Source organism: Lawsonibacter sp. (assembly GCF_022777125.1).
In the GTDB taxonomy this organism is placed as follows: Bacteria; Bacillota; Clostridia; order Oscillospirales; family Oscillospiraceae; genus Lawsonibacter_A; species Lawsonibacter_A hominis.
This window is the reverse complement of record NZ_JALFGV010000011.1, coordinates 1-13,183: the sequence shown is the minus strand read 5'-3', so window position 1 is coordinate 13,183 and position 13,183 is coordinate 1. Positions and strand designations below refer to the sequence as shown.

At 64.2% G+C, this 13,183-nt stretch carries 11 protein-coding genes and 1 pseudogene; 7 read left to right on the top strand and 5 right to left on the bottom strand.

Translation table 11 applies throughout. The features are described from left to right. Both MR825_RS01180 and MR825_RS01175 read right to left on the bottom strand, forming a co-directional pair. Nucleotides 1–1,599 (bottom strand): ATP-binding protein (locus MR825_RS01180; RefSeq protein WP_287878224.1); only part of this gene is annotated, 1,599 nt, incomplete at its 3' end. Nucleotides 1,600–1,643: 44 nt separating this feature from the next. After that, a complete protein-coding gene (locus MR825_RS01175; protein WP_287878222.1) occupies nt 1,644–2,339 on the bottom strand; it encodes a response regulator transcription factor in 696 nt (231 codons plus the stop codon). A 138-nt stretch (nt 2,340–2,477) separates the two neighbouring features. Here MR825_RS01175 and MR825_RS01170 point away from each other — a divergent pair, with 138 nt between their 5' ends. The 6 genes from MR825_RS01170 to MR825_RS01145 all read left to right on the top strand — a co-directional run bounded on the left by MR825_RS01170 (nt 2,478) and on the right by MR825_RS01145 (nt 9,133). After that, entirely contained in the window at nt 2,478–3,710 is a 1,233-nt protein-coding gene (locus tag MR825_RS01170) for a serpin family protein (RefSeq protein ID WP_287878220.1), read from the top strand. A gap of 18 nt (nt 3,711–3,728) precedes the next feature. Then, nucleotides 3,729–4,973: a serpin family protein gene (locus tag MR825_RS01165; protein WP_287878218.1), complete on the top strand. Its 1,245-nt coding sequence runs from the start codon at nt 3,729–3,731 to the stop codon at nt 4,971–4,973. Nucleotides 4,974–5,286: 313 nt separating this feature from the next. Next, on the top strand, nt 5,287–5,832 hold the full coding sequence (locus tag MR825_RS01160; protein ID WP_287878215.1) for a 4'-phosphopantetheinyl transferase family protein: 546 nt from the start codon (nt 5,287–5,289) through the stop codon (nt 5,830–5,832). Between the two features lie 77 nt (nt 5,833–5,909). Then, nucleotides 5,910–7,004 (top strand): MGDG synthase family glycosyltransferase, encoded by a 1,095-nt coding sequence (locus MR825_RS01155; RefSeq protein WP_186908014.1) that lies wholly within the window; start codon nt 5,910–5,912, stop codon nt 7,002–7,004. Nucleotide 7,005: 1 nt separating this feature from the next. Further along, a complete protein-coding gene (locus MR825_RS01150) occupies nt 7,006–8,094 on the top strand; it encodes a lysylphosphatidylglycerol synthase transmembrane domain-containing protein (protein WP_287878212.1) in 1,089 nt (362 codons plus the stop codon). A 94-nt stretch (nt 8,095–8,188) separates the two neighbouring features. Further along, the gene (locus MR825_RS01145) at nt 8,189–9,133 is read left to right on the top strand and encodes an ROK family protein (RefSeq protein ID WP_287878209.1); all 945 of its coding nucleotides are present in this window, start codon (nt 8,189–8,191) and stop codon (nt 9,131–9,133) included. Between the two features lie 77 nt (nt 9,134–9,210). Here MR825_RS01145 and MR825_RS01140 read toward each other — a convergent pair whose 3' ends face one another. Both MR825_RS01140 and MR825_RS01135 read right to left on the bottom strand, forming a co-directional pair. Further along, entirely contained in the window at nt 9,211–9,780 is a 570-nt protein-coding gene (locus MR825_RS01140; protein WP_256175467.1) for an ECF transporter S component, read from the bottom strand. A 152-nt stretch (nt 9,781–9,932) separates the two neighbouring features. Beyond that, a complete protein-coding gene (locus MR825_RS01135; protein WP_186908010.1) occupies nt 9,933–10,223 on the bottom strand; it encodes a hypothetical protein in 291 nt (96 codons plus the stop codon). A 225-nt stretch (nt 10,224–10,448) separates the two neighbouring features. On the opposite strand from MR825_RS01135, the gene MR825_RS01130 reads away from it, so the two are divergent. Beyond that, nucleotides 10,449–12,884 carry a cation-translocating P-type ATPase gene (locus MR825_RS01130; protein WP_287878205.1) on the top strand — a complete coding sequence of 812 codons (2,436 nt, stop codon included), beginning with the start codon at nt 10,449–10,451 and terminating at the stop codon, nt 12,882–12,884. Between the two features lie 82 nt (nt 12,885–12,966). On the opposite strand, the pseudogene MR825_RS01125 reads toward MR825_RS01130, so the two are convergent. After that, nucleotides 12,967–13,183: pseudogene (locus MR825_RS01125) on the bottom strand (MFS transporter); the annotation flags it as partial.

Here is a 13,183-nt window from a genome sequence, read left to right as displayed (position 1 = left end):
GGAGGCCTCCACCAGGTCCTCGGTGAGCTTTTTCAGCCGCTGGCTCTTCCGGTCCAGCACCTCGATGTACTCGGCTGCCCTGGGATTCTGAATCTCCTCTTTTTTCAAAAGGTCCACATAGTTGATGATGGAGGTGAGCGGAGTTTTGAGGTCGTGGGAGACGTTGGTGATGAGTTCCGCCTTAAAGCGCTCGCTTTTGAGCTGCCGGTCCACAGCGGTGCGGATGGCGCCGCCCAGATCGTTGAGCTGTTCGGCATGCTCCCGCAGGTCGGGATACATCTTGCCGCCGGTATCGATCTTGCAGCTGGGGTCGCCCCCCACGATGCGCGCCGCGCCCTCCCGCACACGCCGCCACTGGATGGTCCAGCGGCAAAGGAAGTAGAGCGCCAGCCCCTGATACACGGGGATCAGGAAAACCGTCAGCGCAGTCAGGACGCTCCCCAGCAGATAGAGCAGGAAGAGCACGACCACCCGCCAGGTCAGCGGCCAGGAGCGGCCGAGCGCCCGGCAGAGCCGGCCGATGGCCCGGCACAGCAGCCAGGTCAGGGTGTTGGAGAAGACGGTGCGCGTTTTGATGCGGGTAGCCAGGGTGAGCAGAAAGGCCAGCAGGCATCCGCTGATGCCCAGGGAGAGCACGCCCAGCCCCACCGCCGTTTCCAAATTCAGCGCACCGGAATTCAGGGCCCAGGCCATGGAATCCCCGAGCGCAAGCAGGGCCGCCAGGGCCCAGAACTCCAGAAAGATCAGCAGGTCCAGCGGGATGCGGTCAAAGTGGTTGAGAAGTACGCCCTCCCGGTCCCGCCGCCGGCCGGCGCCTAGGCAGAGGAACACCACCAGCAGGACGGTCAGCACATCCAGCGCCAAGGACAGAAGGGCCACGCCGGGCAGGTATTGGGCGTACTCCAGGTAGTCCTGCGCGCCCTCGGTAAACTCATCCGTCACGGTCTGGGGGTTGGTCACGCCGTATTCCACCGCCAGCACACGGGAGAGGACCCGGCGGTCCAGTTCCTCATAGTAATCCCAGCTGCTTCCGTTGAAAAGCCAGCCGTATTGGTTGGCCACGGATTCCTCCTCCGGAAGGAAGAGCAGCGTGCTCCCGTCGCTCTGGATGATATGCAGCTGATAATAGTCCATCTCCTGATCCCAGGTTTGGTAGTCGTCCTCATGCCCGCCGTTGTAGCGCTGCAGTTCCAGGGAATCGGACAGGACCCGGTAGACGGCCCCCTCCATCGTCTGGCCGCCGGGCAGATTGCCGTACACCGGCTCGCCGGTGGCGTTGTCCACCAGACGGAAACGGAAATTGGTCTGTTCCGGGGAGAGCGCCTCCTGCAGAGCCTCCAGCCGCTGCTGGTCCAGATAGGACAGGGAGCCGTCCCAGGTGCGGTTCTGCATCAGCCAGGCCAGCTCCCGTACCTGGGCGAGGCGGTTATACAAGTTGGAGTAGCAATTGCTGCTCTCGTAATACCCCGTTCCGGTCCAAATATCGTCCCACTGGCTCAGGGTGAACAGGCTGGCCCAGAAGCCGCCTGCCCCCAGCACAAGGGCCAGGATCACGGCTAAGGCTTTGAGGGCGGGATGGGTGCGCAGCTGTTTTTTCATGAGATCACGTCTCCTTGTCAAGGGGCGGATATGGGGGAAAAGCGTCACAGCTTCTCCATCTTATAGCCCAGGCCCCACACCACCTTGAGATAGCGGGGATTTGCCGGGTCGATCTCGAGCTTCTCCCGCAGGTGGCGGATATGCACGGCTACCGTGTTCTCCGAGCCCAGGGCGGGGTCGTTCCATACCAGTTCGTAGATCTGTCCGGTGGAGTATACCCGTCCCGGATTCTGCATGAGCAGCAGCAGGATGTTGTACTCAATGGGCGTGAGGCTCACCGTCTCACCGTCCACCGTCACCGCCTTGGCGGCGTCGTCCAGACGGATGCCTCCGTTGGTGAGCACCGCCGGTCCCCCGGCATGCTGCTGGCCGCCCAGGGTGGTGTACCGGCGCAGCTGGCTTTTGACCCGGGCGATGACCTCGATGGGATTGAAGGGTTTGGTCACATAGTCGTCCGCGCCGATATTCAGGCCCAGCACCTTGTCGGAATCCTCACTTTTCGCGGTGAGCAGGATGATGGGGATATTCCGCTTTTCCCGCAGCTTGGCGGTGGTGCGGATGCCGTCCAGACCCGGCATCATCACGTCCAGGAGAATGAGGTGCACCTCGTGTTCCTCCACCAGCTTCAGACACTCCAGCCCGTCATAGGCCTTGAGCGTGCGATACCCCTCGCTGGTCAGGTAGATGTCCAGAGCGGATACGATGTCCTTATCGTCGTCGCAGATGAGCACAGTGTACAAAAAGATCACCTCATTGCCGCTATCTTAGCACGGCAGATTTAAGCCCAAGGGGGGAAAAGGATTAAGAAGTATTTAAGACGCAGGAACATTTTACCCCAAAGAGCGTCTAAAAAGCAAATCCGATTGGGAGGGAAGCCAATGAAACGAACGCTGTTGTCTCTTGCACTGACGATAGCCCTGCTGTTGAGCGCCTGCTCGGCGGGCGTCACGGCGCTCCAGCCCGGCCGGGCGGCCCCGGAGGTTCCGGCCCGCCGCGACGCGGCGCTGGATACGGCCCTGGGCGACTTTGGGCTGGAGCTGCTGCGGCAGACCCGCACGGCGGGCGAGAACACCTTCGTCTCGCCCCTGAGCGCGGCGCTGTGCCTGTCCATGGCCGCCAACGGCGCGGCGGGCGGGACGTTGGCGCAGTTCGAAGCGGTACTGGCCGGGGACGGGAGCCTGGAAACGCTCAACGCCAACTGCGCCTCGCTGCTCTCGGAGTACGCCGCGCTGGAAGGGGGGACCACGCTTTCCATTGCCGACGGCCTCTGGCTGGACGAGGGGGCGCAGGTGGAGGACGCTTTTCTGAGCCGCTGCACCGGCACCTATCAGGCCGGTGCCTTCGCCGCCGACTTTTCCAACCCCGGCACCCGGAAGCAGATCAACGCCTGGATCGAGCGGAATACCGGCGGACACATTCAAAACGCGCTGAAGGAGATCGACCCCGCCACCGTCCTGGCCCTGGCCAACGCCGTTTACTTTGAAGGCAAATGGGCGGAGGAATTTGACCCGGACGACACCTGGGAGGCTCGCCCCTTCTATCCGGAGGGCGGCGGGGAGGCCACGGTGGATCTGATGAGCAGCGGCGGACGGGAGGACCGGTATATCGGTACCGACGCGGAACAGGGCGTGCTGCTGCCCTACCGGGACGGCCGGCTGGCGTTTCTGGCCCTGATGCCCAGCCAGGGCACGCCGCTGGGGGAGTACCTGGATACCCTGGACGGCGCGGCCCTGGCCGGATTGATCACCGGGGCCGGGACGGAGTATTTTACGCTGTGCCTGCCCAAATTCGAGATGATGTGGAGCGGCTCCCTGGTCGGGGCCCTCCAGGCGATGGGCCTGACCGACGCCTTTGACCCGGACGCGGCGGACTTTGCCCCCATGGGGCGGGATGTGTACGGCAATCCCCTGTATATCAGCGCTGTAGAGCACGGGGCCGGGATCGAAGTGGATGAACAGGGCACCCGGGCCTTTTCCTTCACCTTCATCGGCATGAGCGGCGCAGGCGCGGCGCCCCCGGAGGAGCTGGTCTTTGACCGGCCCTTCGTCTACGGCATCGTGGATCTGGAGCGGGGCGTGCCCCTGTTCCTGGGTACCTTTGAGACGGGCTGACGGAAAGGAGAGAAACGAATGAAGCGGATCCGATTCTTATCCCTGGGTCTGGCGCTGCTCCTGCTGGGCGGCTGCGCCGCCGCCGGGGGCGGGCGTGCCCTGACGCCCGCCCCGGCGGGGGCCGGTACCGCTCCGGTGCGCCCCGCCCCTTCGGCGGAGGCAGACTATGCCCTGGGCGCCTTCGGCGCGGCGCTGCTGGCGCAGGTGCGGCAGGAGGGGGAAAACACCCTCGTCTCGCCCCTGTCCGCCCTTTTGTGCCTGTCCATGACCGCCAACGGGGCCGCCGGGGAGACGCTGGAGGCCTTTTTGGAAGTGCTGGGGGGCGGCGTGAGCCTGGAGGAGCTCAACGCCAGCTGCGCCGCCCTGATGGAGGATTACCGGGGCCTGGAGGGAACGACCCGGTGCAACATCGCAAACGGACTGTGGATCGGTACGGGCTGGACGGCGGACGACGGCTTTCTCCGCCGCTGCGCCGACACGTATGGGGCCGGACTTTATCAGGCCGACCTGACCGCCATGGAGACGGTGAAACAGGTCAACGCCTGGGTGAAGGAGCAGACCATGGGCCTGATCGACGGCGTGCTGGACCAGCCTCTGGACGCGCAGGCGGTGCTTTTGCTGGTCAACGCCCTTTATCTGAAAAATGCCTGGGCCGCGCCCTTTGATCCGGCCAAAACCACCGCGCTCCCCTTCCGCTCCGCCGCAGGAACGCGGCAGACCGAATTTCTGGGCAACGGCGTGCGGCAGGAGCGGTACCTCCAAACGGAGCGGGAGAGCGGCGTGGTGCTGCCCTATGACGACGGGCGGCTGGGCTTTCTGGCGGTGCTGCCGAAGGAGGGGACGGACCTGACGGAATATCTGTCCGGCTGGGATGGCGGCACGGTGCCCGCCCTGCTCGCGGCGGCGGAGCAGACGCGCCTTTCCCTGCGCCTGCCCAAATTTGAAGCGGAGTGGGGCGGGATGCTGAACGACGCGCTCTCCACGCTGGGGCTGGGGGCGGCGTTTGATCCGGATGCCGCTGATTTTTCCGCTATGGGGACGGCCGACGGCCCTATCTATATCGGCAGCGTGATGCAGAAGACCCGCATCCAGGTCAACGAGAAGGGGACGGAGGCCGCTGCCGTAACGGCGGCGGTCATGGAGGCGATGAGTATGCCGGCAGAAGAGGCTGCGGTGCTGATCCTGGACCGGCCCTTCGTCTACGGAATTGTGGATCTGGAGCGGGGCGTGCCGCTGTTCCTGGGGACGTTTGAGGCGCCGTAAGAACCGAAAAGGGCATGCGTCCGCTGTGAGCGGCACAGCTGCCAACGGCTGTCCGGCACCGGCGAGAACGATCTGTTATCTCCGGCCTGAACCAGCCGAGACGCCCGGCTCCTTTTGTGCTATAATTAGGGCATCACCGCACAATTCCCCACGCACATTTTGGCGGCCGATTTGCCCCACAAATGCGTTGCAAAACCTTGCAACACAAAAAGTATTCCTGCGGTTTTGCGCCTTTTTGCGGCACAAATTTTCGCGCCGATCCGCACGCGTTGAATGATGCGGTAATGCCTTAGAAAAAAGGGAGGCGGGGAACATGGTGCTGCGGCTGGGGACTGGGGACGCCTATGCGCTGCTGGAAGAGCTGCTGCGAACGGAATACGGTCTGGAGCGCCTGCCCGCACTGGCGCGGGACGGCGGGGGCAAGCCCTTTTTTCCGGCCCGGCCGGAGCTGCGCTTCAACGTCAGCCACAGCGGCGGACTGATCCTGTGCGGCGCGGGCGCGGCGGCGGTGGGGGTGGATGTGGAGCGCATCCGGCCCCGGAGGACGGGGCTGCCCCGGCACGTGCTCTCCCCGGAGGAATACGCCTGGTTTGTCCGGCAGGGCGGAGGCTGGGAGCGCTTTTATACCCTCTGGACCCTGAAGGAAGCGCGGGTGAAATGCACCGGCGCGGGGCTTTCCGGCCCGGCCCGGGCGATCGCCGTGCCGCTGCTGGCGCCGGGACAGGGGGGGACGCTGGACGGACTGCGGTTTCGCGCCTACGGAGGAGACGGCTGGCGGGCGGCGGTCTGCTGCGCGCCGCCGGAGCAGCCGCCCGAGGAGGTTCCGGGGCAGAGTGAAAAAAACGTTTCTTTTTCTTAATGTCATTTTAAGATTTGCCCCACTGTTTTCTAAAGAAACCTCCTTTATACTATACCTTGTAAAAGGAGGGAAACGCTTTGAAAATCCTCATACTGACCGGAAAGTTCGGCATGGGCCATTATTCGGCCTCCCTGTCCCTCCGGCAGCAGCTGCTGCGGGCCTTCCCGCAGGCGGAGGTGGACGTGGAGGACCTGGTGGCCTATGCCATGCCCAACGTGTCCAAGACCGTCTATCAGTGTTTCAACCTGCTGGTCACCCGAGGCAGCGGGCTGTTTAATATGTACTACAAACTCACCGAAAACGCGCATATGGAATTCCGGCCCGCGTTCGAGCCCGTCTTTCTGGATGCGCTGGAGGAACTGCTGACGCAGCGGAGACCGGATGCGGTGGTGGCCACCCATCCCATGTGCGCCCAGCTGGTATCCCGCTACAAAAAGGAAAACGGCAGTACCCTGCCCCTGGTGACCTGCGTCACCGACCTGTCTTCCCACTCCGAGTGGATCACCAGCGGCACGGACTGCTATCTGGTGGGGTCCAACGACATCCGGGAGCGGCTGGCGGCCAAGGGTGTGGAGCGCTCCATCATCTGCGTCACCGGTATCCCGGTGCGCTCGGAATTCAAACGCCCGGTCCAGCGCAGGGCCGGGCGGGAGCGGCATCTGCTCATTATGGGCGGCGGCCTGGGGCTGCTGCCCCGGCGGGACAAGTTCTACGAACAGCTCAACGCCCTGCCCGGCGTGAAGACCACCCTCATCACCGGAAACAACCGCAAGCTTTACGAGCGCCTGGCGGGCAAATATCAAAACATCGAGGTGCTGGGCTATACCGACCGGGTCTACGACTATATGGCGCGCGCCGACCTGGCGCTTACCAAGCCGGGCGGCATTACCCTGTTCGAGACCATCTTTTCCGAGCTTCCCATCCTGGCCTGGGAGCCTTTTTTGCAGCAGGAAAAGAACAACGCCCGCTTCCTGGTGAAGCGGGGATTGGGCCGGGTAGCGGCCAAGGAGCCGGAGGCGTGCCTGGCGGCCATCCGCGCGCTGATCTACGACGACGAAGCGCTGGAGTCCATGGCCCGCAATATGCGGGACATGAAGGGACAGCTGGAGGAACAGAGCCTGGGTCACATCCTGTCGGCCCTGGCCGCGCAGCGGAAGGAGGTGTGCGCCTGATATGAATCGGAAAAGAACCTGGCTGGGCGCCGCCCTGCTGCTGGCGCTCATGGGCGCGACCGGTTTCCTCCTGCTGCGGGAACAGCCTGTCGCGCGGCTGGCGGCGGTGCTGGGACAGGTGAAGCCGCTTTATGTGCTGGCCGGTCTTGGCTTAATGCTGCTCTTTATAGGCTGCGAGGCCCTTTGTTCCCGGCTGATCCTGAGCCGGCTGGGCCATCGCGCTCCTTACCGCCGGTGTCTGGGCTACTCCTTCACCGGATTCTATTTCAGCTCCATCACCCCTTCCTCCACCGGCGGGCAGCCCGCCCAGATCTACTATATGTCCAGGGACGGGATCCCCGCCGCCCACGGGACGCTGAATATGATGCTCATCGCCGTATGCTATCAGGTGGTGGTGCTTCTCTACGCTCTGGGCGTGGTGCTCGTCCGCTTCGATCTGCTGGCCAATCTGGGCGGAGGGCTGGCGCTGCTGCTCCTGTTCGGCGGGGCGGTCAACCTGGCGCTCACGGGGGGGATGCTGTGCCTCATGTTCCTGCCGGGCGCGGCAAGAGCGCTCACCGGTTGGGTGCTGAACCTGCTGGAGCGCCTGCACCTGGTCCGGAATCGTCCCGCTGCGGAGGAAAAGCTGGAGCATCAGATGCAGGAGTACCGCCGGGGCGCCGACTGCGTTAAGGCCAATCCCGGCCTGATCCCCATCCTGGCCGGTGTGACCGCGGTGCAGCTTACCGCGCTGTTTTCGGTGCCTTTTGTGGTGTATCGCGCCTTTGGACTGTCCGGCTACAGCGCCGCAGATATCATCTGCACCCAGGCGCTGGTGACGCTGGCGGTCTCCTCTCTGCCGCTTCCGGGTGCGGTGGGCGCCTCTGAGGGAGGCTTTGTAAAGGCCATGACCCTGTTCTTCGGCTCTGCGCTGGTCACCCCGGCGGTGCTGCTCTCCCGGGGGATCAGTTTCTATTCCTTCCTGCTCATCAGCGCGGGGGTGACCCTCTGGGTCCACTTTCGCACCAGCCGTCCGGCGCAGGCGGAACAGCCGGTCATCGTCACCCCCAAGAAGCCCAAGAGGGTTCGGGGCACGGTGACCAGCTGGTAGAGCGGGGATCTTAGGAAAAAATGCCGGCCCTCTTGTGAGGGCCGGCGCTTTGTTTTATAATGCTGAGGGACAGAAAAAGAAGGAGGTCGGGCGTATGAACTATCTGGGCATTGATCTGGGCGGCACCAATGTGGCCGCCGCCGTGGTGGATGACGCGGGGACGATCCTGGGCCGGGCCAGCCTGCCCACGCCCCGGGGGGTGGAGCCGGTGGCCGACGCCATAGCCGCCGCGGCCCACGCGGCGGCGGTGGACGCGGGGGTCGGCTGGGAGGAGATCGCCACGGTGGGCGTGGGCTCTCCCGGCACCATCCAGCCCGCTGAGGGGGTAGTGAAATACTGGTCCAATCTGGATTTCCGGGACGTGCCTCTGGCGGCGCTGCTGGGAGCGCGGCTGAACAAAGAAATTCACCTGGAAAACGACGCAAACGCCGCCGCCCTGGGGGAATACGCCGCCGGGGCGGGCAAGGGCAGCTCCTCCATGGTGGCCATCACTTTGGGGACCGGCGTGGGCGGCGGCGCGGTGCTGGATGGGAAGCTCTACACCGGCTTCAACTACGCCGGGCTGGAGGTGGGGCACTTCGTCATTGAGTACAACGGACGTCCCTGCACCTGCGGGCGGCGCGGATGTTTGGAAGCCTATTGCTCCGCCACCGCCCTGATCAAGCGCACCCGGGAGGCGATGCAGGCGCACCGGGATTCCAAGCTGTGGGAGCTGGCGGGGGGGAGCGAAGGGGTCAACGGCCGCACGCCCTTTGACGCCGCCGCCCTGGGGGACGCCGCCGCCGGGCAGGTCATCGACGAGTATGTCAGCTACCTGGGCTGCGGCGTGGCCAGCCTGGTCAATATCTTTCAGCCGGAGGTATTCTGCATCGGCGGAGGACCCTCCGCCCAGGGGGAGACCCTGATGGCCCCGGTACGGTACATTCTCAACCGGGAGGATTACGCCCGCAACCAAGTCCACCGCACCCGGCTGGTACGGGCCCAGCTGGGCAACGACGCGGGGTTGATCGGCGCGGCGCTGCTGCCCAAATTCCGCTGAAAAGCCGCGGCGCCCCCGGCCGGAAAACATCCGGCCGGGGGCGCCGCTCCCTGTCCCGATCCGCCGGCGCGCAGGAGCTAAAGATGGGGGAATTCTTTGCGCACATAGCCGCTCCTCCGCAGCACCATGGCCAGCAGGGTGGATACCACCGCGCCGAACGCCGCCTGCACCAGGTTGCTGGGAATGCCGGCAGCCGAACCGATCAGGCTCACGGCAAAGGCCTGTCCGCCCAGCGAGGCTAAAAGCGCGTCGTACAGCCAATAGCCCGCCACCATGATGGCCTCCGCAGCCAGACCGCACACCGGCAGCGCCCAGGAGCGTTTCCCAAGACCCCGGTACAGCAGGGCGGCCGTCAGCCCCATCAGGGCCTTGATACACAAGGTCCCCGGAACCCAGGCGGCATAGCCGGACAAAAGGTCCGCCAGAGCGGGCCCCAGCCCCCCGGCGGCGGCGCCGTACACCGGCCCCAGCAGATAAGCGCCCAACAGCACGACTGCGTCGCCCAGATTCAGATAGCCCCCGGAGGGAGAAGGAACCTGAAGTACCCGGGTGGCCACATAGCCCAGCGCCGCGAACAGCGCCGTCATCACCAGCATCCGGGTCTGACGTGCCGCCGCGGCCGTATGGTGTTCCGCTGTCTTTTCCATAAAAGTTGGACCCCTTTCCATGCAGATCGCCAGAACCGGCCGGTCCTATTTGGCATTGCCATCATACGGCAAATATGGCATGATTGAAATATCCAAATTCAAGTTTTTTTATAAGGTCAGACGGGCGGCATGCTGAGGGCCTGTGATTTGCCTTACGGCAAATCACAGGCCCTTTCAAACCCTGCGCAGGGGTCCGCCTCGCTGGCTGCGGGGGGCGGGGCAGCAGGCTCCTCCAGGGGGAACGCCGCCAGAGAGGCGCCGAACAGCACCGCCGCAGCGATAGCGATGGCCTGCACCTTGTTCTGCTCAAGCCAGGGCTTGTAGGGGGCCAGCTTTGGAATGCCGCCGCCCAATTTGTCCAGCGCCGCGTAAAGCATGACCGCAATGACCACGCAGATCGCCAGCCGGGTGATGGTCTGCTGTTTGTCCTGTCCCAATTCCATCGGCACCGCCTCCTTATCCACAGTATAGTAGCCGCGGGGGGCGGGTAGACTCGTTTTAAGCAGTTCCAATACAAAGAAATTATGTCGAAAGCGTTAAATTTCCCGAAAGAGCCTTGTCCGGGGCGGGGCGGGACAGTATAATAATGTCTGCTGAATCAACCGGCATTGCTCCGAACGCATGCGAATGGGGGCGTACGGAAATCTGAGGAAGCAAGAGGCGTGAGCATGAAAAAAAACGAGCGCAAGCCCACTGTGCCCGAACAGCCACGGCCCCGGCAGGAGGTGCCACGGGTCACACCGGACCCCACCCAGGGCCTGACCATGGAGCAGGTGCAGCTGCGCCACCGGGCGGGCTGGGCCAATACCGCGGTGGAATCCCCCACCAAGAGCGTGGGGCAGATCGTCCGGGAGAATGTGTGCACCTTCTTTAACTTCATCTTCATCGTTCTGGCGGCCCTGCTGATCGCGGTGGGCTCCTTTGACGATATGCTGTTTCTGCTGATCGCCGCGGCCAATACCGGCATCGGCATCATCCAGCAGCTGCGCAGCAAGCAGACCATCGACAAGCTCAACCTGCTCTCCGCGCCCCGGGCCAAGGTGGTGCGGGAGGGGAACCTGCTGTCCATCCCCGCCGCCCAGCTGGTGCGGGACGACGTGGCGGAGTTTTCCGCCGGGGACCAGATCCCCGCCGACGCCACCGTCCTGGCCGGACAGGTGCAGGTGAACGAGGCCCTGATCACCGGCGAGGCCGACGCCATTACCAAAAAGCCCGGGGAGGGGCTGCTGTCCGGCTCTTTCATCGTCTCGGGGAAATGCCGGGCGCGGCTGGACCAGGTGGGGGCGGACTCGTATGCGGCACGGCTCACCCTGGAGGCCAAAAAGAATGTTACCGCCGGCAAAAGCGAGATGATGGCCTCTCTGGACAAGCTCATCCGCTTCATCGGCATCGTGCTGGTCCCACTGGGGGTGGCCCTGTTCATCAAGGAGTATTATTTCCTGGAGCTGGGGGCGAAGCAGGCCGTGGTGTCCACGGTGGCCGCCCTCATCGGCATGATCCCGGAGGGGTTGTACCTGCTGACCAGCGTGGCCCTGGCGGTGAGCGTCGTACGTCTGGCCCGGGGTAAGGTGCTCGCCCAGGATATGAGCTGCATCGAGACGCTGGCCCGGGTGGACGTTCTGTGCGTGGATAAGACCGGTACCATCACCGAACCCCATATGGAGGTGGGGGAGACGGTGCTGCTGAACGAGGAGCGCTGGTCCGGCGAGGCGGTCACTGAGGTGCTCAATGCCTTCTATCGGGCGGTGGATGCGGACAACGACACCGCCAAAGCCATGCGGAACAAGTTTCACGGCGTGTCCGTATGGCATGCCTCCCATACAATTCCCTTTACCTCCGCCACCAAGTGGAGCGGGGCGGTCTTCCCGGGACACGGCGCCTACCTGGTGGGCGCGCCGGAGTTCGTGCTGGGCGCGCGCTACGCTGAGGTGAAGGAGCAGGTGGAGCCCTGGTCCGCCAAGGGCTACCGGGTGCTGCTGGTGGCGGAATACGATGGCGTGCCCGAGCAGCGGGGCCTGTCTCCCCAGCGGGTGAGCCCTATGGCCCTGGTGCTGCTGTCCAACCGGGTGCGCGCCGCCGCGCCCAAGACGTTTCAGTATTTTGCCGAACAGGGCGTCCATGTGAAGGTCATCTCGGGGGATAACCCGATCACGGTCTCCGAGGTGGCCCGTCAGGCGGGAATCCCGGGAGCGGAGCACTACGTGGACGCGGCTGCCCTGAAAAGCGACGGCGACCTGGAGCGGGCGGCGGTGAAGTACACCGTCTTCGGCCGGGTGACCCCGGGGCAGAAGCGCAAGCTGGTACGCGCCCTCCAGAAGGCAGGCCACACCGTGGCCATGACCGGCGACGGCGTCAACGACGTGCTGGCCCTCAAGGATGCCGACTGCGGCATCGCCCTGGCCTCCGGCGCGGAGGCCGCCTGTCACGCGGCCCAGCTGGTGCTGCTCAACTCCGACTTCTCAGCCATGCCGAAGGTCGTGGCCGAGGGGCGGCGGGTCATCAACAATATCCAGCGGGCGGCCGCCCTGTTCCTGGTGAAGAATATTTTCTCGTTCTGCCTGTCCATCATCTCCCTGTTTGCCTCCTTCCCCTATCCGGTCACCCCGCTTCAGCTCTCCCTTATGAGCGCCCTGACCATCGGCGTGCCCTCCTTCTTCCTGGCGCTGGAGCCCAACCACAGCCTGGTGAAGGGACGGTTCTTGGGAAATGTGTTTCGGGCGGCGCTGCCCGGCGGGCTCACCGACCTGCTGGTGATCCTGGGCCTGGAGCTTTTCTACTGGGCATTCGCGTTCACCACCGAAGAGCTGTCTACCATGGCGGCCATCCTGCTGCTGTTTATCGGCCTTCTGGTGCTCTACCAGGTGTGCAAGCCCTTCGACTGGAAGCGCCGGGTGGTATGGGGCGCCATGGCGGGCTCTTCCGCCGTGGCGGTACTGGGGTTTGGCAGCAGCTTTGGGTTGTCCCCGCTGAATATACAGACCCTGCTGATCCTGCTGGTTTTTCTGGGCCTATCCTATTCGGTGCTGCGCTTTATGCTGGGCTTCTTCCAGAACGGAGACGCCCTCGTCAACGCAGTAAAAAACCGGGGCGGAAAACGAAATTAAGACGCGACAGCGCCCTCCGGCTCAAGGCCGGAGGGCGCTGTTCTGCGGGTAAAAAGGAGAGCCGGGCACGTTTTGATTTGCATCAGGGACGGCGGACGCTCAGGTTCAGCAACAGCGCCGCCAGGGCCAGCACCAGAAGCAGGAGGAAGGGGGCCACATAGCCGCCGGTGCTGCCCAGCAGGACGCTGGCGGCGGTGGCCATAAAGGAAGCGCCCATCAGATTGAAGTTCATAATCGAAAAATTGACGGGAAAATGCTTCGTACCATAAAAGGCGGACGTGAACGCGGAGGAGATGGTG

Excerpts from the sequence above, each read along its gene's own strand:
- MR825_RS01145 (WP_287878209.1), top strand. The coding sequence starts at position 8,189 with ATGAACTATCTGGGCATTGATCTGGGCGGCACCAATGTGGCCGCCGCC.
- MR825_RS01170 (WP_287878220.1), top strand. The coding sequence starts at position 2,478 with ATGAAACGAACGCTGTTGTCTCTTGCACTGACGATAGCCCTGCTGTTG.
- MR825_RS01135 (WP_186908010.1), bottom strand. The coding sequence starts at position 10,223 with ATGGAATTGGGACAGGACAAACAGCAGACCATCACCCGGCTGGCGATC.
- MR825_RS01130 (WP_287878205.1), top strand. The coding sequence starts at position 10,449 with ATGAAAAAAAACGAGCGCAAGCCCACTGTGCCCGAACAGCCACGGCCC.
- MR825_RS01150 (WP_287878212.1), top strand. The coding sequence starts at position 7,006 with ATGAATCGGAAAAGAACCTGGCTGGGCGCCGCCCTGCTGCTGGCGCTC.
- MR825_RS01140 (WP_256175467.1), bottom strand. The coding sequence starts at position 9,780 with ATGGAAAAGACAGCGGAACACCATACGGCCGCGGCGGCACGTCAGACC.
- MR825_RS01160 (WP_287878215.1), top strand. The coding sequence starts at position 5,287 with ATGGTGCTGCGGCTGGGGACTGGGGACGCCTATGCGCTGCTGGAAGAG.
- MR825_RS01165 (WP_287878218.1), top strand. The coding sequence starts at position 3,729 with ATGAAGCGGATCCGATTCTTATCCCTGGGTCTGGCGCTGCTCCTGCTG.